This is a genomic window from Novosphingobium sp. Gsoil 351 (genome assembly GCF_009707465.1).
Classification (GTDB): Bacteria; Pseudomonadota; Alphaproteobacteria; order Sphingomonadales; family Sphingomonadaceae; genus Novosphingobium.
In genome coordinates, this window is the sequence record NZ_CP046120.1 from 2,547,908 (window position 1) to 2,572,192 (window position 24,285).

The window sequence follows — 24,285 nt, forward strand, 5'->3', positions numbered from 1 at the left end:
CCACGATCCGCGCCACAATCCCGCTGAACAACGGGGAACGCGATTATGCCGACCGAGCTGACGATCCTTGCATGGGGTGCCGTGCTCCTGTTCGTCCATATCGTCGCCGCGGTCCAGGCCAAGACCCGCCAGTACGGCGTCACCTGGAACATGGGCGCGCGCGACGAGGCGGTGGCGCCACCGTCACCGGTTGTCGGGCGGCTGGAGCGCGCCCGCGACAACTTCCTCGAAACGCTGCCCATCGCGATCATCGCGCTGCTCGGCGTGGTCGTCGCGGGCAAGACGAGCGAAACCACCGCGCTCGGCGGCTGGCTGTGGCTGGGCGCACGGGCGGTCTACCTGCCGCTCTATGGCTTTGGCGTGCCCAAGGTCCGCACCCTGGTGTGGATGGCCAGCATCCTCGGCCTTATCCTGGCGATTAAGCCACTACTTGTGGGCTGACTTTTGCGCTGCCGGATCAGGCGATGCTCGTCCCGAACAAGTTGCCGATGCCATAGGTCGCGGCCATCGCCAGCGCGCCCCAGAACGCCACCCGGACCACGCCCTTACCGATCGGCGCACCCCCGGCCCTTGCGCCAACTGCGCCAAGCAAGATCAGGAACAGGAGCGCCGCGACCGCCACCCCCATGACGAGCGTGGCGAGCGGGAGTAGCGCGGCGGCGGCAAGCGGCAGCGCAGCGCCGACAGAGAACGTCGCGGCCGAGGTCAGCGCCGCCTGGATCGGACGGGCCCGGTGCATTTCGGCCAAGCCCAGCTCGTCTCGGGCATGGGCGCCCAGCGCGTCGTGCGCCATCAGCGCGTCGGCAACTTCGAGCGCGAGATCGGCGGAAAGTCCGCGCCCGCGGTAGATCGCGGCCATCTCGGCGCGCTCTGCTTCCGGTTCGGCGGCCAGTTCAGCGCTTTCGCGCGCGACATCGGCCGCCTCGGTATCCGCCTGGCTCGAAACCGAGACGTATTCTCCCGCGGCCATCGACATGGCTCCGGCCACCAGACCGGCGACTCCGGCCACAAGGATCGGCTGCTTCGCCGCCGCCGCTGCGGCGACGCCGACGATCAGGCTGGCGGTGGAGACGATCCCGTCGTTGGCGCCGAGTACGGCCGCTCGCAGCCAGCCGATCCGCGCCACGGCATGGCTCTCGCGATGGATCGCGGTGGTTCTCGGCATCTTCGTTCTCCCACTCCGAACCCAGCCTCGCCGATTGCGGCTTTCGCGGCAAGCCTCGGCCAGCTAAGCAGAGCGCTCGTCTTATGCCCTTTCTGACCGCCAACGATCGTTACATCGGCAAGCTCGTCCTCGTGCCGATGGTCGGCACGTTCGTGCTCGCCGCGTCGTTGCTGATCCTCGACAAGATGCTGCGATTGTTCGATTTCGTCGCCAGCGAGGGCGGGCCGGTCGGGGTGGTGTTCAAGATGCTCGCCAACCTGATCCCCGAGTACGCGGGACTGGCGATTCCGCTCGGGCTGATGCTGGGCATCCTGCTCGCATTCCGCAAGCTGGCGACGAGTTCGGAGCTCGACGTGATGCGGGCGGTGGGTCTGGGCTATACGCGGCTGTTGCGGGCACCGTTCATCTTCACCATCGTGCTAGCCGGGGCCAACCTGCTCAACGTTTTCTATCTCCAGCCGCTGTCGCACTATTTCTACGAAGAACTGCAATACGAGCTGCGCTCGGGTGCGCTGGGCGCGGCGATCAAGGTGGGCGAGTTCACCACCCTGAAGGACAAGGTCGCGCTGCGGATCGAGCAGAGCGCCGACAACGGTCGCAAGCTCAGCGGCATTTTCGCCCGCGTCGCGAACGACAAGGGTCAGGTGCTGGCCATCTCCGCGCGGCAGGGGCAGTTCCTCGCCAACAAGGAAAGCCCCGATACGATCATCCTGCGTCTGACCGACGGCCAGATCGTCCAGGATGGACCCCGGATCGCCACCCCGCGGGTGCTGACATTCTCCAGCCACGACCTGCCGATCGACCTGCCCAAGATCGAGCAATTCCGTCAGCGCGGCGGCAAGGACAAGGAATACATCCTCCCCGAACTGCTCAAGCTGGGCTGGAACAAGGCCACGCCCGCGGCGCTGCGCAACGAGACCCAGGCCAGCTTCAGCTACCGTATGGTCGAGGTGGTGATGATGCTCATGCTCCCGTTCCTCGCGGTTGCGCTGGCGATTCCGCCCAAGCGATCGACCTCGGCGCTCGGCGTGTTCGTTTCAATCATCATGGTCGTCGCCTATCACAAGGTGAACCAGTACGCGTCCGACGTCGCCTCGCTCGGACGGATCGATCCGCTGATCGCGTTGTGGGTGCCGTTCGCGCTGTTCGCGGCCCTGATCGCGTGGATGTACTGGCGGGTCGCCTATGTCCCCGGTGGGCAGGCGATCGGCGGGCTGGAACGCGGCTTCACCAAAGTCAGCGGGGCGTTCCGCAAGCTGTTCGGGCGCAAGCGTCTGCGCGACGAGCCCGTACCCGAAGACATCGAAGGCCAGCCGCTTGCAGTTTGAATTCTTCCCCTCGCGCACCGTCACCCTCTACATCGCCAAGATGTTCGCGGTGCGGATCGTCGCGGTCCTGGGGATGCTGGTGCTGGTGCTCCAGATGCTCGACCTGCTGGGGGAAAGCGGCAAGATCCTCGAGGCGGCGGGCAACGGCCAGGCGCAAGTGTGGCACTACGTGACCTTGCGAGTTCCGAGCCTGGTTCAGACCTTCCTACCCTATTCGGTGCTGCTGGCGACCATCCTCACCCTGGTTCAGCTCAACCAGAATAGCGAGGTGATCTCGATGAAAGCTGCGGGGCTTTCGGCGCATCAGATCCTCGCCCCGCTGGTGCTCACCGCGATGCTCGTTGCCGGGATCAGCTTCGGCTTCAACGAACGTCTGGCGACCCGCGCGGCTTCGACGCTCAAGGCCTGGCAGGCGGTGCAGTACGGTAAAGTTCCGCTCGCTGCCGCGGCGAAGACCAACGTCTGGCTCGCCGACGGGGCCAACGTGCTCTATGCCCAGGCCATCGGCGGAACCGGCGCGGACACCACAATGACCGGTGTATCGTGGTACAGGCGCGACGAGGCCGGGCGGGTGATCGACATTGTCACCGCGCCGAAGGCCACTTACGCCGCGCCGGGCTGGCGGCTGGAAACCCCGCGCAGCTTCGCGGTCCAGAGCGTCAAGCTGGAGAAGATGCCCGCCGCGACGATCGTCGCCGAACGGATCACGCCCGAGCAGATCGCGATCAGTAAGGTCGATGCCGATGCCGAAGACCTGTTTACCCTACGTAGCTCGATCGATGCGATGCAAGCCGCGGGACGCCGCACCGGCGAGCTGGAAAGCGCATGGTGGCACAAGATTTCGGGGCCTCTGTCGGCTGTCTTGATGCCGTTGCTCGGCGCGGTCGCGGCTTTCGGGCTGGCGCGATCTGGCCACGTCCTCGTCCGCGCGGCCATCGGGATGGCGCTGGGCTTTGCATTCTTCGTGGTCGACAACGCCGCTTTGGCGATGGGCAGCCTCGGGGGTTATCCGCCCCTGCTCGCCGCCTGGGCCCCGTTCGTGCTATTCGCGCTGATTGGTGAGACGGTGCTGATCCGGACGGAAGAGTGAACTAACGCGCCAGCATCGTGCTCCGCGCGAGCCGGAACACCAGATGCAGCAGGCCGGGGTGGTTGGCTTCGTGGTAGGTCGACGGTGCGGTCAGTTCGCCGCTGAGCCGGCGGTGTGCTTCGGGCAGCGAATGGTAGGGCATCGACGGAAGCAGGTGGTGTAGCGCGTGATAGCGCAGGCCCACCGGGGCCCACAGCTCGGCCCACGGGCCGGGCGGGGGGACGTTGACCGAATCGAGGTATTGCGCGGTGACGGTCATCGGCTCGCCTTCGTTGACCCAAAGGTGGGCAACCAGCGTGCGCAGTTGATTGAGCACCGCGGTGAGCGAGACCACCGCCATTCCGATCGCCAGCGGACGCCAGTCCCACAGCGCCGCGCTGGCGAGCAGGACCCACGACCACAACCAGACGCCGGTTTCCTGCCACTGCACCTGACGGCGGAATTCGCCCTCGGCAGGGCGGCGGCGGAAGGCGGGATTGATCGACAGCGCGGAGGCGCGCTCCCACACCAGCCTGCGCAGCGGGGGATGATCGCGCCGAGCGGGACCAGCACCGCCGAACGGATCAGCAGGCCGACCGGCAGCAGCAGCGCGATCACGATGAACAGCGGCAGCGACCACGGCTTCATCAGCCCCAGCGGCAGGTATTCGGGGTCCTCGGCCGTGCCGTAGCGGGTGCGCGCATGGTGCAGCGTGTGGACGTTCTCATACATCAGCGACGGCGTCAGCAGGGGGATGCCGACCAAAAGGTTCCAGCCGAAGCGAAAGCCGGGCAGGGCGGTCTTGTGGATATGGGTCAGCTCATGAATGAACAGCAGCGCGCGGTACAGTGCGAGCGCGGAGACCAGCCCGCTGGCGATGGCCGCCCACGGGTTGTCGAGCAGGATCGCCCCCGCCAGCCCGGCATAGCCCAGCAGCGCGGACAGTAGCATGTCGGGCCAATAGATCGCCGCCCGCGCCGCCGCGAGATCGCGGGTCAGTTCGACCGCGGCGCGCAGCATGGCCCGATCGTCCGGAATTTCCGGCGAGGTACGGCCAGCGTCGAGCGGAACGGCAATGGCTTGCAAAACGGTCATTCAGGTTTCCAACGGTATCCCAAATCTAGGCCCCCCGCGGTGATGCGCAAGGCTTGGCATTGCCGCCAGCGGATAGCATAGGCTGCGTCCGCTATACCTGAACAAAGGCAAGACCATGGCCGCAAACCCCATAATCGTGACGCCGGCCGCGGGCAAAGCCGATCTTGAGGCGTTCATCGACCTGCCGTTCCGGCTCTACGCCGACGATCCGCACTGGGTCCCGCCGCTCAAAGCCGAGGTTCGCGAGCTGCTGACGCCGGGCAAGAACCCGTTCTTCGAGCACGCCGAGGTCCAGCTGTTCCTCGCTCACAGGGGCGGCGCGGTGGTTGGGCGCATCTCGGCGCATATCGACAAGCTGGCGCTGACCCTGCCGCCCGAACAGGGCATGGGGCCGGGCACGGGCAACTGGGGGATGATGGAGGCCGAGGACGCGGAGGCTATGGCCGCGCTGATCGCCCGCGCCGAGAACTGGTTGCGAGCCAAAGGCATGACGCGCGCGCTCGCCCCGCTCAGCCTGTCGATCTGGGACGAGCCGGGCTTGCTGGTCAAGGGCGCCGATCACAGCCCGATGGTGATGATGGGGCACCACGATCCGCGCTACCAGGCGTGGATCGAGGCGCTCGGCTACGCCCGCGCCAAGACGCTCCTGACCTACGACCTCGACATCGTCGCGGGGTTCGGCCCGCTGATCGAGCGGATCGTCGCCTCGGGCGAGAAGAACCCGCGCATCCGCATCCGCAAGGTCGATCTCAAGCATTTCGATCGCGAGGCCGCGACGATCCTGGCGATCCTCAACGATGCCTGGTCGAGCAACTGGGGGTTCGTGCCGATCACCGATAGCGAGATCGCCTATGTCGGCAAGAAGCTGAAGCCGCTGGTCAAGGACGACTTGGTGATGATCGCCGAGCTCGAGGGCGAGCCGGTTGCGTTCATGATGACGCTGCCGGACCTCAATGGTCCGATCAAGGCGATCCGCGGCAAGCTCTTCCCGTTCGGCTGGGCGAAGCTGCTGTGGTGGCTGCGCAAGCCGACCGATGCCTCGATGCGGGTGCCGCTGATGGGGGTGCTCAAACGGCTGCAAAGCTCGCGCCTGGCCAGCCAGCTAGCCTTTATGATGATCGAGTATATCCGCCGCGTGGCCCTTGCCAAATACGGCACCAGGCGTTCCGAGATCGGCTGGGTGCTCGACGACAACCAGGGCATGAACGCGATCGCCGATGCCATCGGCAGCAAGGTCAACCGCGAGTATTTCATCTACGACAAAGCGCTTTGACCCGGTGTTGCCGGAATGGCGCAGCACCGCAAAATCGCAGTCCTGGTGGAAACACTGCGCGGTTTGCCGCGTTCGCTAGCCTGAGCCGGAGGACCGTATCCGCGCACGGTCCACAAGGATGAAAAATGGCGAAGACGACATCACCGCGGAAACGGCAGCCCTCGCTGGGGCGTGCGCTGATTGTCGAAGATGATCCGCTGCTGGCGCTGAACCTGGAAGATGCGCTGATGGCCGGCGGGGCCGAGGCGGTGGTCGTCTGCGAGAGCGTGGCCTCAGCGATGGACGAGCTCGAAAGGCTCAAGCCCGACATCCTGATCCTCGACGTCCATCTCGCCGACCGCGACGATGGATGGGCCATGGCCGAACTTGTGACCACGCTTAGCCCGCGGCCCCCTGCGATCATCTTTTCGACCGGCGCGCCGGAACGCATCCCGGATCACGTCGCCCAGCTTGGGGCGGTGCTCGCCAAGCCCTACGACCCGGCCGCGCTGATCGGCGTCCTGGCCAAATTGCAGCGCAAGCCCGGGCTGCTGGGGCGGCTGCGCGAGGCGCTGGCGAGCTAGCCGCCAGCGCCGTCGCATCGGCCGAAGCTGCTATTCGAGCGGCCCTCTTGGCCTAGCCCCACTGCCGCATGCACGCCGGACAGTTGAAGGCAGCGTTGCTAAGTTCTTAGCACCTTGCGAAATATTCGCGCGGGAAAACGGCTGATGCCGAGCCTGCGGCCTACCTGTCGATCCAAAAAAAGGCCCCCGCACGAAGCGAGGGCCTTTCGGGATCGTATCACCGGCCGCTTGGACGGGAGGGGGGGTCTCGGCGGTGACAAGGCTATAATTCCGGAGCAAAAGTTTGGTTCCGGCCCGTTCGAAAAATTTTTGAAAAGTTTCTTAGAGGTACGGGCGCGGGGTGCTGGGGGTATGATCGAAGCGCGTGAACTCCCGCGCGGCGTCCATATCGGCGATGAGGATCTCGCTAAGATTCCAAGTGATCAGGTTGGATTGACGCAGCGCCTGCAAGGTGCGGTTGGTATGGACGAGCGACAGCCCGAGCATGTCTGCGATCTGAGTCTGGGTAACGGTCAGCGCTACCGAATTGCCATGGGCCAGCCCGGTCTCCATCGCCCGTTGGACGAGGAACACTGCCAGGTAGGCAATCCGCTCGCGCGCGGTGCGCTGCCCCAAGGCGACGAGATGCTCCTCAAGCGCTTCTTCCTCCTTCGCCGCCAGCCAGATCACGTCATAGCCCAATTCGGGATGCGTCTGGATCAGTTCGGGGAAGCGACCGCGCGCAAACACGCATAGCCGCGCGCTGGTCAAGGCTTCGACCCCGTGCGTCAGCGGCTCGCCCATGGCTGCCTGAAGTCCGATGAGGTCGCCTGGAAACATGAAATTCACGATCTGGCGGCGTCCGTCCTCGAGCAGCTTGAAACGGATCAGCACGCCTTCCAGCACGGTGAACACGTGAGCGCTGCGCTGGCCCTGGACTAGCACCTGGGTGCCGCGGTCGATGCTCAGCTCGCCCTGCTTGAACCGTTCCATGTAGGCGACCTGACCCGCATCGAGTGGGCGCAGGCCGCGGCAGGCGGCGAGCGGGCACAACGCGCATGGCACTCGATTTTCTAATCCCGCGAACGTCATTCGTGCCCACCCCTCTCGCGTGGCCCTGCAGCCAAGGACACTCCGGAAGCTATGTCAAATGATGGCGCTGCGACCAATGTGTCCCGCTATTGCCCCACGGTTCGTCGCACATCGCTCGTCGCCTGGGCGTACAAGGGTTCTTGCCATTGCCCTCGATTTCGTCGCGCTGCGTGTTGATTCTGGAAGATAGCGTCCTGGTCGCGATGGCGATCGAGGCGGCATTGGCGGACCGTGGCTACGACACGATCGTCGCCGGGACGCTTGCCGCCGCGCATGAGCGGCTGGGGCGAACGGTGCCTGCCGCGGCGCTGCTCGACCTGCATTTGCCCGATGGAAAGTCGATCGAGCTGGCGCGCTCGCTGCATGATCGAGGGTGCCGGATCGCGATGTGTTCGGGATCGGACAGGCTGCCCGAGGAATGCGACTTCGCTGCCAGCTTTCGCAAGCCGGTAGTGCCGTCCGACCTGGTACGTTGGCTCGAAGAAAACCTCCGCGACGACGAAGCTTGAATCGCGAAGCGGCGTGCTCCACTTGGCGTTGGCCGGCGTGGAACTATTCTCCGACCGACGCGTTTGTCTGCGGGTCTAAATCCGGAAGGGGTCTCAATGTCGCTTGGCGCAAGAGTAGCTACCAATCTCCCATATCTGCGCCGCTATGCCCGCGCGCTGACCGGCTCGCAGGCGACCGGCGACGCGTTCGTACGCGAAACGCTCGAAGCTGCGCTGGTCGACGAGGGTTTGCGCCGGATGATCGGCACCGGCCGTGCCGAATTGTATCATGTATTCAACAAGGTATGGTCGAGCGGCTTCGTCGATACCGGCGTTGTCGTTGCAGGCGAGGGCAGCCATGAAGCCGCCGCGCAGGCCCGCCTCTCCCACATAACTCCGCTCAACCGCCAGGCGCTGCTGCTGACCACGCTGGAGGATTTCTCGATCGATGAGGCTGCCTTCGTGATGGACAAGGAGCCCTCGGAAGTGGAGGCGTTGGTCCAGCAGGCGGTCCAGGAGATCGACCGCGAATCCACCACCACGGTGCTGATCATCGAGGATGAGCCGCTGATCTCGATGCAGCTTGAAGATCTCGTCCGTTCGCTCGGCCACGACGTTTGCGGTATGGCCGCGACCCGCACCCAGGCGCAACAGATCGTCGCCGAGACCACTCCGGGACTGGTCCTGGCGGACATCCAACTGGCCGACGGCAGTTCGGGGCTCGACGCGGTCGACGATATTCTGAAGATCGGCAGCGTCCCGGTGATCTTCATCACCGCCTATCCCGAACGCCTGCTTACCGGTGACCGGCCCGAACCGACTTATCTGGTGACCAAGCCGTTCCAGGAATCGACCGTCCGCGCTGCGATCAGCCAGGCGCTGTTTTTCGGATCGAGCCGCCCTCTGGCGTAAGCAACGCCGCAATCGAAGGGCTTAATTCAGCCTTTCGATTGCGGGCGGGAACGCAACGCGAAATCCACGGGCATTCGCACCGGCAGGATCAGCGCGCAGCGCACCCCTTCGGGTTCGAACTTGAGTTCGACCGGGTTGCGCAGTTCGTGGGCGACGATCTTTTCGATCAGTTCGGTGCCGAAGCCGCGCTTGCGTGCCCCCTGGCTTACCGGGGGACCGCCGCGCTCCGCCCATTCGATCCGGGCCAGATCCTGGGTAATCAGGTGCCAGGTCACCGCAACTTGGCCTGTGGGCACGCTTAGCGCGCCGTACTTGGCGGCGTTCGTCGCCAGTTCGTGAATCGCCAGGCCCAGCGACAGCGCGTCGTTGGGCGCCAACTCCACCGCGGGTCCGGAAATGTCGAGCGCGCGTTCGCTGTCCTGTGCGTAGGGCGCCAGTTCGGCACGCACGACCGCGCCGATCGGGGTCGATCCCCAATCGGACTGGGTGAGCAGGTCGTGCGTCGCCGACAGCGCGCGAATGCGACCTTCGAGGCTGCTTGCGAAGCTGTCGAGATCGGTCGCGCGGCGCCGGGTTAACGAGAGGATCGAAAGCACATTGGCGAGCGTGTTCTTGACCCGGTGGTTCAACTCTCGTGTCAGCGAATTGCGAATCGACGCCTGCTCTTCCAGCCACGTCAGCGCCTGGCGATCTTCCGCCGCCTGCCGGGTGACCAGCCGAGCGAGCACCAGCAGCAGGCTCGCCACCAGCATCCCGAAAAGCATCGTCAGCAGCGACATCGACGACAGCGTCGACGGCCGGCTGCTTTCCACCTGGAGCACCCATGGGCGATTGGCGATAGCCAGCGGCTCGGTGACGGTGACCCCCGAAGGATCGGCCAGCGGGGTCTGGGCAAGCAGGTTCGCTGGTCCGATCGAGCGATCGTAGAGCCGGATCCCGACGTTCTCGCTGTTTTCGAGCTGTAGCGCCGAGTGAAGGAAGGTTTCGGCCACGAACGGGCTGTAGACGAAACCGCTAAGCCGTTTGGCACCGTCGCTGCCGATCCTGAAGACGGGCATGTAGATGACGAAGCCCGGGCGGTGCGATCCGCTTCGGTCTTGGGCCAGCACCAGTTTGCCGGTGGCGGTGGGCCGTGAAAAGCGGACCGCTTCGGCCATGGCCATGCGACGGACCGAGTTGGAATACATGTTGTAGCCAAGCACCCCGCGATTGCGCTCGGTCTCGGGCTGGAGATAAGTCACCGGCACCGCATAGACCTGGTCGTCGGTCGGTAGTGGGTGGATCGTGAAGTTGCTCGGGCCGTGGGCGCGGATATCCCGCTGGACCTGCGGGATGTCTTCGCGATCGACCCGCATGGCCCAGCCGATCCCTTCGGCGCCGCGATAATCGGAATCGAGCCGCAACTGGCTCAGATAGGTCTGGAACAGCGATCCGCTGACCGCCTGCTGGGTGCTGAATACCGCCGCACCGGAGCGGAGGTAGGCCTCGTGGGTATCCGCCCGCCGTTCGAGAGCGGAAGCGAGAACCTTCGCGGTCTGCGAAAGTTGGGTAACCCGGCGCTTGGTCTCGGTGCTTTCGATCGCGGCGACACTGACCAGCGTGACTGCCGAAGTCAGCAGAAAGATACCCACCGGGAGCGCCCGGGGAAATCGTTCGTACCAGTGGCGCCGCAGCGCACGCTTACCGACTTCCCCCGTCATGCCGCCTTGATTTGCTCCACGCCGCGCCGATCCGCAAGGCAACCCCGCGGCGGTGATCCCACAGCGGATGCCAGAACTTGTAAAATGCGACGCTATGGGAACCACAAGCGGTTGCTTTCGTTCCTCACCTCGCTGGCTGAACCACGGCGAATGCGTCGTGGCCCATTGCTATGCGGATGCCGACCGGACAATGCGCCTGGGCCGGTTAGCAGCCTGACCGGCTTTGGGGGGTCAGCAACGGATGAAGAAAACGAAACAGGTGAAAGACAAGGCGATGAAGGACATCGGGATGGAGCGCAACGAGCGCAGGCGGCAGGCCTCTCCCGATTGGGCGTCGGGTCTGCGGCGCCTTTACGATTCGGTGGTGGAGGAACCGCTGCCGGATTCCTTTTCGAAGCTGCTGGACGACTTAGACAGCGCGGATGAGTGAGATGCGTAGCGCCGCCGACGCGGTCAGTTTCAAACGGGAGCTTACCGGCGTGATCCCGCATTTGCGGGCGTTTGCGCGCGGCCTGTGCGGTCGTCCCGATCTGGCGGACGATCTCGTGCAGGAAACCTTGCTCAAGGCCTGGGCCGCGCAGGAGCGGTTCGAGCCGGGCACCAGCATGCGGGCCTGGACCTTCGTGATCCTGCGCAACGCCTATCTCACCGACATGCGGCGCAATCGCTTCCGCGCCGATTATGACGAGACGGTCGCCGAGCGGATCCTCGTCGCGCCGCCGGGACAGGAGGGGCCGATGCACCTGGCCGATCTCCACCGCGCGCTGCTGACCCTGCCGCCCGAGCGCCGCGAGGCGTTGCTGCTCGTCGGCGCGGGCGGTTTCAGCTATGAGGAAGCCGCCGAGATCTGCGAATGCGCGGTCGGTACGATCAAGAGCAGGGTCGGTCGCGCGCGCGCTACGCTCACAGCGATGATCGAAGACGGTTCGATCCCGCGCCGCGCCGTGGGCGATGCGGTGGCGCACGATGCGATCATGGCCGAACTCGGCGCATCGACCAGTCCGCCGGAGCCAGTGCCCAACTGAAGCCGTCGACCGGGCCGGAGGGACTCGCCATCCGCAAGCTGCGGGTCGGCTTGCCGGTCGCCCCCGTTCTGACCTAGAGTTCGCCCCAAATGGCATCGAACCCTCCCGCGACCGATCCGGAACCTGCGGCGCAGGAAGCGCTGCCGATCACGCGCCTCCTCTCGACGATGGTCTTCCTGCTAGGTCTGGCGCTGTTCCTGGGGCTGCCGTTCGTGCTCTCGGTGGGCTCGGTGGTGTTCCTGCCGCTGGTGTCGGCCATCATACTTACCATCGTCCTGACACCCCTGGCCGACCGCCTGATCCGCCTCGGCCTGCCCAACGTCGTCGCCTCGGCGCTGTCGCTGCTTGCGGCGATCGTGGCAGTGGTGCTGGCCATCCTGGTGATTGTCCAGCCGGCCTACGATCTGGTCGATCAGGCGCCGCGCATGATCGCGCGGATCGGCGAGCAGTTTAACACGCTGCGCGGCAGCTTCGGTTGGATCGCCGACATCGACCGCCAGCTGGCGCGGATCACGGGGCATGCCTCGGGCGCGCAGGTCATCGTCGCGGGGCCCTCGGTGCTCGAACAGGTGGCGATCGCCACCCCCTCGGTGGTGATCGAGACGCTGCTGACCCTGCTGATGAGCTATTTCATGATCGAGGCGCGGATCCGGATGAAGCGCAGCCTGCTGCTCGACCGGCACAGCTTCGGCGCCAGCCTGCGGGCGGCTCGGGTTATGCGCGATGTCCAGGACCGGGTCGCCTCATACATCATCACCGTCGCGCAGATCAATTTCGGGGTCGGCGTGCTTGTCGCGCTGGGCGCGTGGGCGCTGGGGCTGACCGCGCCGGTGATGTGGGGGGGCTCGCGATGGCGCTCAATTTCCTGCCCTACGTCGGGCCGCTGACGATGGTCGGGCTGTTCGCGCTGGTCGGGCTGGGCACCGCGGATACCATCGCCCTGGGACTGGTGCCGCCGCTCCTGTTCTTGGGCCTCCACGCGGTCGAATCGAACGTGGTCACCCCGGCGCTGCTGGGGGCGCGGTTCACCGTCAATCCGGTGATGATCCTGCTCTCGATCAGCTATTTCTCGTGGATCTGGGGCGTGATCGGGGCGCTGTTGTCGGTGCCGATCCTGCTGACGTTGACGGCGCTGGTCGAGCATCTGGGCAAGCCCAACATCGTAGGCTTCCTCTTCGGAGAACCGCTGTTCGACGGCGACGGGCGGATCGACGATACCGCCGACCCCCCAATCGCCGAAACGACCTGATCGCTTAGCCGGGGTATTCCCAGGTGCCCTGCGCGGCCAGATTGACGGCGGCGAATTCCCAGTTGAGCAGTCCGCCGACCACCGCCTCGAGATATTTGGGCCGTTCGTTTTTCCGATCGATGTAATAGGCATGCTCCCACACGTCGATCGTCAGCAGCGGCTTGATCTCGCCCAGCGCGAGGGTGTCGCCGTCGTGTGTTTCCTCGACCGAAAGCTTGCCGTTGGCGGAGGCCAGCCACACCCAGCCCGAGGCGAAGTGCTGCTCGCCGCGCTTGCGCAGTTCTTCGCTCAGCGCCGCGAGCGAGCCGAAATCGCGCTCGATCGCTTCGGCCAGCGCGCCCTTCGGCTCGCCTCCCTGCGGCGCCAGCGAGTGCCAATAGAAGCCGTGGTTCCAGGCCTGCGCAGCGTTGTTGAACGCCGCCTTCTCACCCTTCGCCTTGGCGGCGGCGATGATCTCCTCGAGCGGGGCATCGCCCAGGCCCATTTTCGCCGCGGCCTCGTTGGTCTTGTCGACATAGGCCTTGTGGTGCTTGCCGTGGTGGGTCTGCATGGTTTCGCCCGAGATTGCCGGCGCCAGCGCGTCATCGGCATAAGGGAGGGGCATCAAATTTAGCGGCATGGTCGCTCCGATCGGTGCTAGGGTCTGCAATGCGAACGCGTGGCAGTGGCGATGGTGCCGCGAAACTTGCAAAGGCGCGTCGCCAGCAGCCAACCGAGGATCGCGATCAGCGTGGAGTTCAAGAACGATAGTTGGGAATTCGTCGGCGGCTTCGGCGAGCACACGCGCGACATGCTGGCGACGGTGCTCGACCAGAGTGAGGACTGCGTGAAGATCCTCGATCCTGACGGTCGGGTCGAGTTCATGAACCGCAACGGGCGCTGCTCGATGGAGATCGACGATTTCGCCACGGTCTCCGGAAAACCCTGGCACACGCTTTGGCCCGAGGATGCGGCGAATCAGGTGCGCGACGCCCTGGCGGCCGCGTTGGTCGGTCGGTCGAGCAGGTTCGAAGCGTTCTGTCCGACCGCCAAGGGGACGCCGAAGTGGTGGGACATTCAAGTCTCGCCGGTCCGGGGCAACGCCGGCGACGTGCTGGCCATCCTGGCGGTTTCGCGCGACGTGACCGAGCGCCACCGGGCGATGGAGAGCCTCACCACTATGGCGCACGAGATGCGTCACCGCCTGCGCAACGCCTATGCGGTGAGCGGGGCGATCGCGCTCGCCAGCGGGCGTGAATATCCGGGGGCAAGCGACTTCGCCGAGGCGCTCGCACAGAGGCTCAACGGCCTTTCAGCGGTCCAGGGCAGCCTGATCGATCCAGGCGAGCGTGAGCAGTTGCCCGCTCTCGTCGCCAGGATCGCCCACAGCTTCGATCCCGACGGAACCCTGATCCGTTGCGACGGCTTGCCCGCGATAGACCTGGGCGAGCAGGCGGTTCGCTTGCTGGCGCTGGTCCTGGGCGAGCTGGCCACCAATAGCCTCAAGCATGGCGCGCTGCGCGATGCCCGGCCGCTCGACATCTCCGCCGGGGAGCACGATGGGGTGCTGCAGCTCGATTGGCGCGAGCCGTTGGCCGTGTCGCTTGCCGGAGCAACGTCACCCGCCGAAGGCAGTGGCTTTCGCCTGATGCAGCGCATGGCGCGCGCACACCGCGGCAGCTTCAGGATCGAGCAGCGCGACGGAGAACTGGCGGCGCATCTCGAAGTGCCGGTCGCGCTCTGAGCCCCGCGCGCGGCGGTCCGTCAGCCGGTCACAGCGCAACGTCAGGGCTCCAGCTCGATGTCCCAGTACAGCCAGTCTCGCCAGCTATCGTGGAGGTAGTTGGGCGGAAACGCCTTGCCGCGCTCTTGCAGTTGCCAGTTTGTCGGCCGGATCGGATCGACCTGCAGCGCCATGTGCGCCTGCTTGGGGGTCCGCCCGCCCTTTTTCAGGTTGCACGGGGCACAGGCGGTAGCAACGTTCTCCCAGGTCGTCCGCCCGCCGAGGCGGCGCGGGATGACATGGTCGAAAGTCAGGTGGCGGGGCGATCCGCAATACTGGCAGACGAACCGGTCGCGCAGGAACAGGTTGAAGCGGGTGAAGGCGGGGAACTCGCTCGGCCGGACATACTGGCGCAGCGCGATCACAGAGGGGATCTTCATGTCGAGCGAGGGCGAATGAACCTGGCGGTCGTAGCTGGCGACGATGTCGACCCGCTCGAGGAACACCGCCTTGATCGCGGTCTGCCATGGCCACAGGCTCAACGGGTAGTACGATAGTGGGGTGTAGTCGGCGTTGAGCACCAACGCCGGGCAGGCGGCGAGGTTGCGCTCAGGATCGTGCGATTGATTTTCGCCGATATGGCGCGCGCGCGCCGCGCGTTCGATGAGTTCGGGATGGAACATGGTCCCGGGCGTATCCTCCCTTCGCACGCCGGATCGCCGCGGGTCCGGCTGCTCGCGGGTTTGACCATGCGCGGGCGCGCGCCGTCAAGACCGCACGCCCCACGCTGTCCCCAACCCCTTGCCGGTGTTTCGTTACCGCCACACGACAGTCGCGATGGCGCGGGCTAGACTTGACGGCGTGATAGTCACCCGCTTCGCCCCCAGCCCCAACGGACACCTCCATCTCGGCCATGCCTACGCCGCGATTGTCGCGCACGATGTGGCGCGCGCGGCGGGCGGGCGCTGCCTGCTTAGAATCGAAGATATCGACGGCGCGCGCAGCCTTCCCCAGTTCGCCGAGGCGTTTCGCGCCGATCTCGCTTGGCTGGGGCTGGAGTTTGCTGAAGTGCCCGCGCAGTCCACGCGGCTGGCAACCTATTGGGCGGCCGCCAATCGATTGCGGGACCGGGGTCTGCTTTATCCGTGCAGTTGCACCCGGGCGCAAATCGCAGCGGCGGCGACGTCGGTCGGACCCGATGGACCGCTTTATCCGGGAACCTGTCGCCGGCGCCCCATCGATGCGAAAGGGCGAATCGTGTGGCGGCTAGATATGGCGGCAGCGATCCGGTCAGCTGGCCCGCTGACCTGGACCGACGCCCACGCAAGCGAGCAGCAGGCCACCCCGGAGCTGTTTGGAGATGTCGTCCTGGTCCGCAAGGACGCGCCCGCCAGCTATCACCTCGCCGCCACGCTCGACGACGCGGCGGACGGGATTACCTGCGTGACCCGGGGGATGGACCTCTTCCGCGCCAGCCATCTCCACCGTCTGCTCCAGGCGCTGCTCGGCTTGGCGGTGCCCGTCTGGCATCATCATGGGCTGCTGGTCGAGGCCGGCGGGCGCAAACTCGCCAAGCGCGACGGCGCCCCTGGTCTGACCGAGAGGCGGCTGGCGGGAGAAGACGGACGAGCGCTGTGCGACGCTTTGCGCGCACGGCGGTTTCCTTCTGGAATTGCCCTGTCCGAAGGCCTACATTCCAGGTCATGGCAAACACACTCTTCGTCCTCGTGATCATCGGCCTGGTGATCATGGTGGTGGTTTCGCTGGTGCGCGGGATCGTCGCCTTCCTCCAGACCACCAAATCCGACCTCAACACTCCAGGCACCGGTGCGACGCCGATGCAGTTGCAGCAGAACAAGATGATGTTCGCGCGGATCAAGTATCAAGCGCTGGCGATCCTGGTGGTCGCCGTGCTGATGCTGTTCAATCGATAGGCTTTCGCTGAAGCAGCGGCTCGCCTAAGCCGCTTCGCATGGTCAAGCTCAACAAGATCTACACCCGCACCGGCGACGATGGCACCACCGGGCTGGTCGACGGTTCGCGCCGCGCCAAGCATGATCCGCGGATGGCCGCGATCGGCGACGTGGACGAGTTGAACTCGGCGCTCGGTCTCGCCGCGCTGGCGGTAGACGGTGCGACGCTGGCGGACCTGCGCCGTATCCAAAACGACCTGTTCGATCTCGGCGCGGACCTCGCCACGCCCGGCGATGATTTCGCGCCTTCGGATATGGTCCTCCGCATAGTGTCTCCGCAAGTCGCCTGGCTCGAGCGCGCGATCGACGCCGCGAACGCCCCGCTCGCGCCGCTGACCAGCTTTATCCTGCCCGGCGGGAGCGAGGCCGCCGCGCGCGTCCATCTCGCGCGTGCCGTGGCCCGCCGCGCCGAGCGCGCCACCACCGCCTTGGCCGACTCGGAGCCAGTCAACCCGCAGGGTCTCGCCTACCTCAACCGCCTGTCGGATTATCTCTTCGTCCTTGCTCGCGCGATCAACGCAAGGGGCGAAGGCGACGTCCAATGGGTGCCCGGCGCCAATCGCTGAAATGTTGCACCTGCGAAGGTGGGCGGCTAGGCACCCGGCTTCCTGAGGCGAGGGGGACGGCAAGATGCAGACGGTAGCGGTAATCGGCGCGGGCCAGATGGGTTCGGGCATCGCCCAGACGGTTGCCCAGCACGGCATGCGCGTGCTCCTGTCCGACATGGACCTCGCCCACGCGACCCGCGGCCGGGCCGGAATCGACAAGGCGCTGGGCAAGCTCGTGGGTCGCGGTAAACTGTCGATCGCGGACGCCGAGGCCACACTGGGCCGCATCGTCGCGGTCGCCGACTACGAGCCGATGGTCGAGGCCGAACTCATCATCGAGGCGGCGACCGAGAAGGAAGAAATCAAGCGGAAGATCTTCGAGGCGGCTGGCAAAGTGCTTGCGCAAGGGTCGATCATGGCCTCGAACACCAGCTCGATCCCGATTACTCGAATGGCCTCGTCCACGCCCGACCCGAAGCGCTTCATCGGGCTGCATTTCTTCAACCCGGTGCCGGTCATGGGCCTTATCGAGGTCATCCCGGGCCTTGCCACCAGCCCCGAGACGGTCGCCCGGACCAAGGCGTTCGCGAGCGCGCTGGGCAAGGAAGTGGTCGAGGCGCAAGACGAGCCCGGCTTCGTCGTCAACCGGATCCTCCTGCCCATGATCAACGAGGCGGTGTTCGTGCTCGGCCAGGGCACCGCCAACATCGCCGACATCGACAAGGGCTGCCGGATTGGTCTGAACCATCCGATGGGGCCGCTGGAACTGGCCGATTTCGTCGGCCTCGACACCTGCCTCGACATCGTCCGAGTGCTCTACAACACCACCGGAGACAGCAAGTACCGCCCCGCGCCGCTGCTGATGAAGTACGTCGAGGCCGGCTGGCTGGGGCGCAAGACCGGGCGAGGCTTCTACGACTACACCGGCGAGATTCCCGTCCCGACACGCTAAGGGTCCCACCCGCTGAGGGAACGTCCGTCGCGGCCAAACGTAACCGATGATACCTCTCATCGGAGCCGAGCATGGACGATTCCCGCCGCAACGACGATTTCGCCCCCGAAGCCCACAACGTCGAGCAGGACGATGAGGATGCACAGGCGCAGACCGTCGCCGACCAGGCCTTGCGCGGGGGCGGGGAGACTTTGTCGGATAGCGAGAAGGTACCGGGGGGCGATCCTGATGGCACCCCCGACCTGGTCGACCACATGAACCAGATGGCCTCGTCAGGCCGGATCGATATGAGCGCCTTTCGCGGCGAACGCAGCGATGACGACGAGGAAGGGCTCTACGGCGAAGGCGGGATTGAGGACGACACCCCTCGCGGGGCGGAGTAGCGTTACCTCAACCCTGCGGGGCGATCGGGCATCAGCGCTTAGCGGCTCTTGATACCCTCGAGGTTCTTGATGATTTGCCGCGCATGCACTTCCTCCGCGCTCGGCCGGTCTGCTTTCGCGGGCTTGGCAGCGGTGGTATCGTCGGCGTCGGGGATCGTGCAATAAGCGGTCGCCAGAACCCCAGCCGACCAGATCAGCGCTTTCCAGCGGCTGGTGAAAACCTGCGAGGTGCGCACGCCGAGCATGCGCTGAGCATACCGGCAAATCGTTAAGCAAAAGCCCCGGCCGTTGCCAGCCGGGGCTTCGCTGTTCTCGGCGATGCTGGACGTTAGATCAGCGTGTCGTCCTGGCGGCGCAGATCGCTTTCGGAAGCGTATTCCTGCTGCGCCCCGGCATCCTGCCGGCCCTCGCGATAGCTGTCGCCGCGCTCGCGCTGATGCTTGAGATTGCTCATCTCGTCGTGGCCGGACTTGACCGAATTCCAGGCCGTCGAAATCGCCGAGCGCGCCTCGGGTGCAAGATCGTCTGCCTTCAGCGCGGTTTCGAACTTACCCTTGAGATAGTCCTCGCCGCGCTCGATTTCGTTGATGATCGCGGTGTCGTCGGTGCCGGTCACCGCTTCCTTGAGGTTCAGGAACGCGCGGTGGATGCCGCCCATCGTCGAGCTATCGTCCTCGGGGTTGCCGCCCAGGCGGGTGACCGCCGCCTGAAGCCCAGCCACCGCCGACTGCCGCTCTTGCGCACGGGAGCGGAAGCGCTGCGCAAGATCTGGATCGCGAACGTCGTCAGCGGATTTGGTGTAACCTTCAACGCTATCGAGCAGCGTGGCGATCAGGGTATTCAGCGTGGTCGTATCGGAATTGTGCGTCGTCATGGCAGGTTATCCTTCTGCGAAAAGGGGTGACCTGCTGACAACGTCCCAGCCGCACGAGAGTTGCCTGTTTTATCGCAATATTTCCGCGGTCATCGCGAACCGGTGTCGGCTTGGCGCATTCCCGCGCTGATGTCGAACCAGCGCGGGAACGGTCGCGTCAGCGCAGCCGCACCGGGATGTAGATAGCGGGCTGTCCCCGGCGCTGAACGCGCAGCAGCACCGCGTCGCGGCTTCCACCACGCGCCGCCTTGATCGCCGCCTCGAGGTCCGCGCCCGATCGGACCGGACGGTTGTTGGCCGAAAGGATCACGTCTCCGCGGCGCAGGCCCTTGGCCGCCGCATCCGACGAATCGTCGACGGCAGAAATCACCAGCCCGCCCGTGCCCTCGGGGAAGCCGAGCTGGCGCGCGATCGTGGGGGTGAGCTCCGTCACCGCGACCCCGGCGGCTTTTTCCACCAGGCCCTGCTGGCTAGGCGCGGGCTTGGTCGTGCCGAATTGGTCGGCGTCGCCGTCGTCGGTGCCGAAATTGCTCGCGGCCAGCTCTTCCTCGCTCGGTCGCTTGCCGACTGTGGCGGTGACCGTCTGGCGCTTGCCATCGCGCAGCAGTTCGATCGGGATGCGCGCGCCCGGGGCTTCGTTGGCGACGATGAACGACAGCGTCTGGTCGGGGGTCACGTCCTTGCCATCGACCTTGACCACCACGTCGCCGGCCTGCAGTCCCGCACGCGCGGCGGATTGGCCGGGCACCACCGACTGGATGAATTCGCCGCGGTTCTTGGGCAGCCCCAGGCTGGCGGCCAGATCGTCGCTGAGCGGCTGAATCTGGACCCCCAGATAGCCCCGCTCGATCGCTTGCCCTGACCGCAGCTTCTCGACGATCGGACCGGCGATCTCGGCGGGAATTGCGAAGCCGATCCCCACGCTGCCGCCGGTGGGGCTGAAGATGGCGTTGTTGATGCCGATCACGTTGCCCTTCATGTCGAACATCGGCCCGCCCGAGTTACCGCGGTTGATCGCGGCGTCGGTCTGGAGGTAGCGGTCATACGCCCCACCGCTCCCGGTATTGCGATAGACCGAGGAAATGATCCCGCTGGTAACGGTGCCGCCAAGGCCGAACGGATTGCCGATCGCGATCACCCAGTCGCCGACCCGCGCCTGGCGCGAATCGCCGAAGCGGACGAACGGCAACTGCCTGGGCGCGCTGATCTTGAGCACCGCGAGATCGGAGGCGGCGTCGCGTCCGATAAGCTTGGCCGGATAGTCGGTGCCATCCGGTGTGGTCACGGTGATCGTCTCGATTTCGCCCTGGCCGTCGGCGGTGATCACATGGTTGTTGGTCACGACATAGCCGTCGGGCGAAACGATGAAGCCTGATCCGAGCGACTGCGCCTCGCGGGTGCCACCGCCACCGCCTCCGCCCTGCTGGTTGCCGAACAGTCCTTCGAACGGGGTTCCGGCGAAAGGATTGCCTTGCGCCTGAACCTTGATCCGCTGCCGGGTGGAGATGTTGACCACCGCGGGTTGGAGCTGCGCGGTCAGGTCAGCGAAGCTGGCCGGGGCGCCGGCGCGCGGGACAACTTGCGCCATCTCGCGCGCGTCGTTCTGGGCGACCTGAGCGCCCGCGGGATTGCCGGTGACCAGCGCCAGCGCGCTGCCGGCGAGAAGAAGGGCGGAAGTAACACCGTAAGCGTATCGCACGTGACTGAATCCTCTTTGCTCGTTCCCCGCCATCGGACCTGCGGGGAGAGGTCGTCCCGGCGCGGATTCACGCCGTTTCGCCTTAACAACCATTGAATGACCGCGCTTATAGCAGGTTATTTTCCGCGGAACTGCTTCAGATACTCGTTGTCGGGCGAAAGGATGATCGAGGTCGTCCCGTCCTTCGACGCGAATGTCGCGTCGTAGCTCTGCATCGCCCGGTAGAAATCGTAGAACGCGGGGTCTTTGCCGAAGCTGTCGGCATAAGTCTTCGAGGCCTGCGCCTGCGCCTGCGCCCGGGTGATCTGGGCGTTCTTCTCGCCTTGCGCGCGAATCGTCGTCGCCTCCTGGTTGCGCGCGCTCTGCATCCGCGCGAAGGCGGATTCGAGCGGGGTACCGTCGGGCAGATCGGCGCGCTTGATCCGTACGTCGATCACTTGCGCGCCGTATTCGCGCGCCTCGCGGTCGAGTCCGTTGCGGATATTCTTCATCGCCTCACCGCGGTCGGCGGTGAGCAGCGAGGCGAAGCTGCGCTTGCCCAGTTCCTGGCGCAGCACCGAGTTGAGAATCGGCTGGAGCTGTTCGGAAACGCGCTCGGTGGTCCCGGCCGTCTCGACCATCTTGACCGGATCGATGATCCGGAAGCGGGCATAGGCATCGACCTCGAGCCGCCGCTGGTCGACCGAGAGCACCTGTTGGCGCTCCATGTCGACGTCGAGCACGCGCTTGTCGATCCACACCACCTGCTCGAGGAACGGAATCCGCGCGACCAGGCCCGCCCCGGTCTGGCCAAAATCGGCGTTGGGCCGGAAGCGGTTGACCACGCGAACCGGCTCGCCGGTGCGCACGATTACCGCCTGCATCGTTTCAGGCACGACCATCAGGCTGCTGAACGCCGCGACGATGGCGATCGCCAGCGCGATCAGCGCGGGTTTGTTCTGGTGAAGGATCTCTCTCACGGCTTGACCTCTGACTCGGGCGGAGGCGTTCGCTTGAGCTCGGGTAGCGGCAGATAGGTCTGCACCCCCTGTGCTTCGACGATCGTCTTGTCAGTCTTGCTCAGCACACGCTCCATCGTCTCGTAGTACATCCGCTGGCGCGTGACTTGGGGGGCGAGCTTGTACTGCTCGTAAACCTTGTCGAACTCGGCCGCCTCGCCTTGGGCGCGGGCGGTTAGCTGCTGGGCCCACGCCTGCGCGCGGTTGACGGCGCTTTGCGCGTCCTGCTGCGCTGCGGTGACTTCCTTGAACGCATCGACCACTTGGACCGGAGGGTCGGCCTTCTTGATCTCGACACCCTGGATAAGGATGCCCGAACGATAGGCATCGAGGATCGCCTGCATCCGCTGGCGCACGTTCTGCTCGATCTCGGAACGGCCCGAGCCGCCCATCGCGTCGGTCAGCGAGACTTCGGCGACCGAAGCGCGCATCGCCGCCTCGGCGACTTCCTTGACGGTCTCATCGGGCTCGGCGAGCTGGAAGGTGTAGAGCTTGAGATCCTTGATGTTCCAGCGGACCAGGTACGACAGGTCGACCAAGTTCTGGTCGCCGGTCAGCATCAGCTTTTCTGCCTCGCCCTCGGGGATGGTGTCGCGGCGGATCGAGGTCACGTCAGTCACCGCCACGGTCTGAAACGGCCACGGCGCGGTGAACGAGATGCCCGAATTGATCGTCCGGCTATACTTGCCGAGCGTTGTGACGATTCCCTCTTCCTTGGGGCCGATCTGGTGGATGCTGGAGAACGCCAGCCACAGCCCGGCGACCCCCGCGGCGATCAGCGGCAGCCAGCTCTTGCCGTCGGGCCGGTCGGGCAGGCGCGGGAAGTTGCCGCCTCCGCCGCCCCCGCGGCGCTTGGTCCCCGTGCGATTGCGGAAGATATCCTCGATGCTGGCCGAACGGCGCGGTGGTTCGCCGCTCCCATCGCCCGTGGGCGGCAGCCATGGATTGCGCGGGCCATCGGCTCTGGGAGGAGAAGTGGAAGGTGGTTCCGCAGGGGGACCATCGCCCTCCGTTCCGGAATCCCCGGGCGCGTTCGATCCGCCACCCCACGGGTTCTTGCGGCCCGCCATCGCCAGGCCGATCGCGGCACCGAAACTCTTGACACCCAACCGGTGCCACCCGCCCTTATCGTTCATCTTGCCGATATAGGGGGGCGCGATTTCAAAAAACAGTGTCGCGCCCCAAATTCCTCTATAGGAGCCGCTGCCATGGCGGGCGACGCGGATACGGGCACCGAAAAGCAGATCGAGGAGGCGCTGGCCGAGGCTGCGGGACCGCGGCTGCAATCGGCACGGATGAAGGACGGCGTGGCCACGCTGGTGCTCGAAGTCCACGGTCTCGACCGGCTCGAACGCGATCGCCTGGAGATCGCGGTGCGCGATGCGCTGCGGCCGCTGAGTGCGGTCCGCGAAGTGCGGATCGCGATGACCGCGGACAAGCCCAAGCGCCAGGTCATCGCGGTCGGATCGGGCAAGGGCGGGGTCGGCAAGTCCACGCTTTCCGCCAACCTCGCGATCGCGCTGATGCGCCAGGGACGCAAGGTCGGGCTGGTCGACGCCGACATCTACGGGCCCTCGCAGCCGCGAATCATGGCCAACGAAGGCAAGCGTCCCGAAGCGCGGGGCAACAAGCTGATCCCGGTGGAAAGCCCGTGGGGCGTGCCGCTGCTGTCGATGGGCTTCCTGGTCCAGCCGGGACAGGCGGTCGCCTGGCGTGGGCCGATGGCGGCCAACGCGATGGGCCAGTTGCTCGATGCCGAATGGGGCGATGCCGACACCCTGATCATCGACCTCCCGCCGGGCACCGGCGACGTTCAGTTGACGATGATGCAAAAGCACAAGCCCGATGGCGCGGTTATCGTCAGCACCCCGCAGGACCTGGCGCTGATGGACGCCGCCCGCGCGATCGGGATGTTCGAACAAGGGGACGTGCCGATCGTCGGCATGGTCGAAAACATGGCCGGCTATGTCTGCCCGCACTGCGGCGAAGAGAGCGAGCCGTTCGGCCAGGGCGGCGCCGAGGCCGCGGCTAAATCGATGGGCCTGGCGTTCCTCGGACGCATCCCGCTCGACCTGACGATTCGCCAGGACAGTGACGCCGGGCGCCCCCCGCGGCGCACGACGGCCCGCCGGGACAGGCGTTCGCTGCGATCGCCAAGCGTGTCGCCACCTGGCTGGAAAACCAGAAATAGCGGTGGCCTTTACCAACGTCGATCTTT

25 protein-coding genes and 3 pseudogenes are annotated in these 24,285 nt (G+C 65.7%); 17 read left to right on the top strand and 11 right to left on the bottom strand.

The features are described 5' to 3' along the window. Positions 1-45: 45 nt before the first annotated feature. On the top strand, positions 46-441 hold the full coding sequence (locus GKE62_RS12340) for an MAPEG family protein (RefSeq protein WP_154692495.1): 396 nt from the start codon (positions 46-48) through the stop codon (positions 439-441). Positions 442-457: 16 nt separating this feature from the next. Here the strand turns inward: GKE62_RS12340 and GKE62_RS12345 are convergent, their stop codons facing one another. Continuing rightward, complete coding sequence (locus GKE62_RS12345) at positions 458-1,165, bottom strand: VIT family protein (RefSeq protein WP_154692496.1); 708 nt, start codon at positions 1,163-1,165, stop codon at positions 458-460. A gap of 83 nt (positions 1,166-1,248) precedes the next feature. Between GKE62_RS12345 and GKE62_RS12350 the strand changes: the two genes are divergently transcribed. Continuing rightward, positions 1,249-2,493 (top strand): LptF/LptG family permease, encoded by a 1,245-nt coding sequence (locus GKE62_RS12350; RefSeq protein WP_154692497.1) that lies wholly within the window; start codon positions 1,249-1,251, stop codon positions 2,491-2,493. Further along, complete coding sequence (lptG, locus tag GKE62_RS12355) at positions 2,483-3,583, top strand: LPS export ABC transporter permease LptG (protein WP_154692498.1); 1,101 nt, start codon at positions 2,483-2,485, stop codon at positions 3,581-3,583. The genes GKE62_RS12350 and lptG overlap by 11 nt, the downstream gene beginning before the upstream one ends. 1 nt (position 3,584) lies before the next feature. On the opposite strand, the pseudogene GKE62_RS12360 reads toward lptG, so the two are convergent. After that, a pseudogene (locus tag GKE62_RS12360) lies at positions 3,585-4,657 on the bottom strand (fatty acid desaturase). Between the two features lie 115 nt (positions 4,658-4,772). Here GKE62_RS12360 and GKE62_RS12365 point away from each other — a divergent pair. Both GKE62_RS12365 and GKE62_RS12370 read left to right on the top strand, forming a co-directional pair. Further along, positions 4,773-5,930: an N-acetyltransferase gene (locus GKE62_RS12365; RefSeq protein ID WP_154692499.1), complete on the top strand. Its 1,158-nt coding sequence runs from the start codon at positions 4,773-4,775 to the stop codon at positions 5,928-5,930. Between the two features lie 125 nt (positions 5,931-6,055). After that, positions 6,056-6,493 carry a response regulator gene (locus tag GKE62_RS12370; protein ID WP_154692500.1) on the top strand — a complete coding sequence of 146 codons (438 nt, stop codon included), beginning with the start codon at positions 6,056-6,058 and terminating at the stop codon, positions 6,491-6,493. A gap of 321 nt (positions 6,494-6,814) precedes the next feature. Here GKE62_RS12370 and GKE62_RS12375 read toward each other — a convergent pair whose 3' ends face one another. Further along, positions 6,815-7,525, bottom strand: coding sequence for a Crp/Fnr family transcriptional regulator (locus GKE62_RS12375; protein ID WP_230206677.1), 711 nt, complete (start codon positions 7,523-7,525; stop codon positions 6,815-6,817). Between the two features lie 209 nt (positions 7,526-7,734). Here GKE62_RS12375 and GKE62_RS12380 point away from each other — a divergent pair, with 209 nt between their 5' ends. Further along, positions 7,735-8,073 carry a response regulator gene (locus GKE62_RS12380; RefSeq protein ID WP_195908371.1) on the top strand — a complete coding sequence of 113 codons (339 nt, stop codon included), beginning with the start codon at positions 7,735-7,737 and terminating at the stop codon, positions 8,071-8,073. Positions 8,074-8,169: 96 nt separating this feature from the next. Next, complete coding sequence (locus tag GKE62_RS12385; protein ID WP_154692503.1) at positions 8,170-8,964, top strand: response regulator; 795 nt, start codon at positions 8,170-8,172, stop codon at positions 8,962-8,964. A gap of 26 nt (positions 8,965-8,990) precedes the next feature. Here the strand turns inward: GKE62_RS12385 and GKE62_RS12390 are convergent, their stop codons facing one another. Continuing rightward, positions 8,991-10,664, bottom strand: coding sequence for a CHASE domain-containing protein (locus GKE62_RS12390; RefSeq protein WP_154692504.1), 1,674 nt, complete (start codon positions 10,662-10,664; stop codon positions 8,991-8,993). A 241-nt stretch (positions 10,665-10,905) separates the two neighbouring features. Between GKE62_RS12390 and GKE62_RS12395 the strand changes: the two genes are divergently transcribed. The 3 genes and pseudogenes from GKE62_RS12395 to GKE62_RS12405 all read left to right on the top strand — a co-directional run bounded on the left by GKE62_RS12395 (position 10,906) and on the right by GKE62_RS12405 (position 12,938). After that, positions 10,906-11,094 (top strand): NepR family anti-sigma factor, encoded by a 189-nt coding sequence (locus GKE62_RS12395; RefSeq protein ID WP_154692505.1) that lies wholly within the window; start codon positions 10,906-10,908, stop codon positions 11,092-11,094. Further along, entirely contained in the window at positions 11,087-11,689 is a 603-nt protein-coding gene (locus GKE62_RS12400) for a sigma-70 family RNA polymerase sigma factor (RefSeq protein ID WP_154692506.1), read from the top strand. The genes GKE62_RS12395 and GKE62_RS12400 overlap by 8 nt, the downstream gene beginning before the upstream one ends. A gap of 167 nt (positions 11,690-11,856) precedes the next feature. Next, a pseudogene (locus GKE62_RS12405) lies at positions 11,857-12,938 on the top strand (AI-2E family transporter). Positions 12,939-12,942: 4 nt separating this feature from the next. On the opposite strand, the gene GKE62_RS12410 reads toward GKE62_RS12405, so the two are convergent. Then, positions 12,943-13,542, bottom strand: a complete 600-nt coding sequence (locus GKE62_RS12410; RefSeq protein WP_370516002.1) for a superoxide dismutase — start codon at positions 13,540-13,542, stop codon at positions 12,943-12,945. A gap of 126 nt (positions 13,543-13,668) precedes the next feature. Here GKE62_RS12410 and GKE62_RS12415 point away from each other — a divergent pair, with 126 nt between their 5' ends. Further along, entirely contained in the window at positions 13,669-14,661 is a 993-nt protein-coding gene (locus GKE62_RS12415) for a PAS domain-containing protein (protein ID WP_195908372.1), read from the top strand. A gap of 41 nt (positions 14,662-14,702) precedes the next feature. On the opposite strand, the gene GKE62_RS12420 is transcribed toward GKE62_RS12415, so the two are convergent. Further along, a complete protein-coding gene (locus tag GKE62_RS12420) occupies positions 14,703-15,323 on the bottom strand; it encodes an HNH endonuclease (RefSeq protein WP_154692509.1) in 621 nt (206 codons plus the stop codon). Between the two features lie 178 nt (positions 15,324-15,501). Between GKE62_RS12420 and gluQRS the strand changes: the two genes are divergently transcribed. The 5 genes from gluQRS to GKE62_RS12445 all read left to right on the top strand — a co-directional run bounded on the left by gluQRS (position 15,502) and on the right by GKE62_RS12445 (position 18,496). Next, on the top strand, positions 15,502-16,371 hold the full coding sequence (gene gluQRS, locus GKE62_RS12425; RefSeq protein ID WP_154693708.1) for a tRNA glutamyl-Q(34) synthetase GluQRS: 870 nt from the start codon (positions 15,502-15,504) through the stop codon (positions 16,369-16,371). Continuing rightward, positions 16,344-16,574 (top strand): HIG1 domain-containing protein, encoded by a 231-nt coding sequence (locus tag GKE62_RS12430; protein ID WP_154692510.1) that lies wholly within the window; start codon positions 16,344-16,346, stop codon positions 16,572-16,574. Before gluQRS ends, GKE62_RS12430 begins: the two co-directional genes overlap by 28 nt. Positions 16,575-16,612: 38 nt before the next feature. Next, on the top strand, positions 16,613-17,179 hold the full coding sequence (locus GKE62_RS12435) for a cob(I)yrinic acid a,c-diamide adenosyltransferase (RefSeq protein ID WP_154692511.1): 567 nt from the start codon (positions 16,613-16,615) through the stop codon (positions 17,177-17,179). 64 nt (positions 17,180-17,243) lie between these two features. Beyond that, positions 17,244-18,113: a 3-hydroxyacyl-CoA dehydrogenase family protein gene (locus GKE62_RS12440; protein WP_154692512.1), complete on the top strand. Its 870-nt coding sequence runs from the start codon at positions 17,244-17,246 to the stop codon at positions 18,111-18,113. Between the two features lie 71 nt (positions 18,114-18,184). After that, positions 18,185-18,496 carry a hypothetical protein gene (locus GKE62_RS12445; RefSeq protein WP_154692513.1) on the top strand — a complete coding sequence of 104 codons (312 nt, stop codon included), beginning with the start codon at positions 18,185-18,187 and terminating at the stop codon, positions 18,494-18,496. Between the two features lie 38 nt (positions 18,497-18,534). On the opposite strand, the gene GKE62_RS12450 is transcribed toward GKE62_RS12445, so the two are convergent. The 5 genes from GKE62_RS12450 to hflK all read right to left on the bottom strand — a co-directional run bounded on the left by GKE62_RS12450 (position 18,535) and on the right by hflK (position 23,137). Next, positions 18,535-18,741, bottom strand: coding sequence for a hypothetical protein (locus tag GKE62_RS12450; protein WP_154692514.1), 207 nt, complete (start codon positions 18,739-18,741; stop codon positions 18,535-18,537). Positions 18,742-18,824: 83 nt separating this feature from the next. Beyond that, positions 18,825-19,370 (bottom strand): PA2169 family four-helix-bundle protein, encoded by a 546-nt coding sequence (locus tag GKE62_RS12455; RefSeq protein ID WP_154692515.1) that lies wholly within the window; start codon positions 19,368-19,370, stop codon positions 18,825-18,827. A gap of 157 nt (positions 19,371-19,527) precedes the next feature. After that, on the bottom strand, positions 19,528-21,069 hold the full coding sequence (locus GKE62_RS12460; RefSeq protein ID WP_230206678.1) for a Do family serine endopeptidase: 1,542 nt from the start codon (positions 21,067-21,069) through the stop codon (positions 19,528-19,530). 116 nt (positions 21,070-21,185) lie between these two features. Next, a complete protein-coding gene (gene hflC / locus GKE62_RS12465; RefSeq protein WP_370516004.1) occupies positions 21,186-22,028 on the bottom strand; it encodes a protease modulator HflC in 843 nt (280 codons plus the stop codon). Continuing rightward, a complete protein-coding gene (gene hflK, locus GKE62_RS12470) occupies positions 22,025-23,137 on the bottom strand; it encodes a protease modulator HflK (RefSeq protein ID WP_154693711.1) in 1,113 nt (370 codons plus the stop codon). Before hflK ends, hflC begins: the two co-directional genes overlap by 4 nt. A gap of 354 nt (positions 23,138-23,491) precedes the next feature. Between hflK and GKE62_RS12475 the strand changes: the two are divergent. Next, positions 23,492-24,258: pseudogene (locus GKE62_RS12475) on the top strand (Mrp/NBP35 family ATP-binding protein). The last annotated feature ends 27 nt before the right edge of the window (positions 24,259-24,285 follow it).

Excerpts from the sequence above, each read along its gene's own strand:
- GKE62_RS12340 (WP_154692495.1), top strand. The coding sequence starts at position 46 with ATGCCGACCGAGCTGACGATCCTTGCATGGGGTGCCGTGCTCCTGTTC.
- GKE62_RS12345 (WP_154692496.1), bottom strand. The coding sequence starts at position 1,165 with ATGCCGAGAACCACCGCGATCCATCGCGAGAGCCATGCCGTGGCGCGG.
- GKE62_RS12350 (WP_154692497.1), top strand. The coding sequence starts at position 1,249 with ATGCCCTTTCTGACCGCCAACGATCGTTACATCGGCAAGCTCGTCCTC.
- GKE62_RS12365 (WP_154692499.1), top strand. The coding sequence starts at position 4,773 with ATGGCCGCAAACCCCATAATCGTGACGCCGGCCGCGGGCAAAGCCGAT.
- GKE62_RS12370 (WP_154692500.1), top strand. The coding sequence starts at position 6,056 with ATGGCGAAGACGACATCACCGCGGAAACGGCAGCCCTCGCTGGGGCGT.
- GKE62_RS12385 (WP_154692503.1), top strand. The coding sequence starts at position 8,170 with ATGTCGCTTGGCGCAAGAGTAGCTACCAATCTCCCATATCTGCGCCGC.
- GKE62_RS12390 (WP_154692504.1), bottom strand. The coding sequence starts at position 10,664 with ATGACGGGGGAAGTCGGTAAGCGTGCGCTGCGGCGCCACTGGTACGAA.
- GKE62_RS12395 (WP_154692505.1), top strand. The coding sequence starts at position 10,906 with ATGAAGAAAACGAAACAGGTGAAAGACAAGGCGATGAAGGACATCGGG.
- GKE62_RS12400 (WP_154692506.1), top strand. The coding sequence starts at position 11,087 with ATGAGTGAGATGCGTAGCGCCGCCGACGCGGTCAGTTTCAAACGGGAG.
- GKE62_RS12410 (WP_370516002.1), bottom strand. The coding sequence starts at position 13,542 with ATGCCCCTCCCTTATGCCGATGACGCGCTGGCGCCGGCAATCTCGGGC.
- GKE62_RS12420 (WP_154692509.1), bottom strand. The coding sequence starts at position 15,323 with ATGTTCCATCCCGAACTCATCGAACGCGCGGCGCGCGCGCGCCATATC.
- GKE62_RS12430 (WP_154692510.1), top strand. The coding sequence starts at position 16,344 with ATGGCAAACACACTCTTCGTCCTCGTGATCATCGGCCTGGTGATCATG.
- GKE62_RS12435 (WP_154692511.1), top strand. The coding sequence starts at position 16,613 with ATGGTCAAGCTCAACAAGATCTACACCCGCACCGGCGACGATGGCACC.
- GKE62_RS12440 (WP_154692512.1), top strand. The coding sequence starts at position 17,244 with ATGCAGACGGTAGCGGTAATCGGCGCGGGCCAGATGGGTTCGGGCATC.
- GKE62_RS12445 (WP_154692513.1), top strand. The coding sequence starts at position 18,185 with ATGGACGATTCCCGCCGCAACGACGATTTCGCCCCCGAAGCCCACAAC.
- GKE62_RS12450 (WP_154692514.1), bottom strand. The coding sequence starts at position 18,741 with ATGCTCGGCGTGCGCACCTCGCAGGTTTTCACCAGCCGCTGGAAAGCG.
- GKE62_RS12455 (WP_154692515.1), bottom strand. The coding sequence starts at position 19,370 with ATGACGACGCACAATTCCGATACGACCACGCTGAATACCCTGATCGCC.
- hflK (WP_154693711.1), bottom strand. The coding sequence starts at position 23,137 with ATGGCGGGCCGCAAGAACCCGTGGGGTGGCGGATCGAACGCGCCCGGG.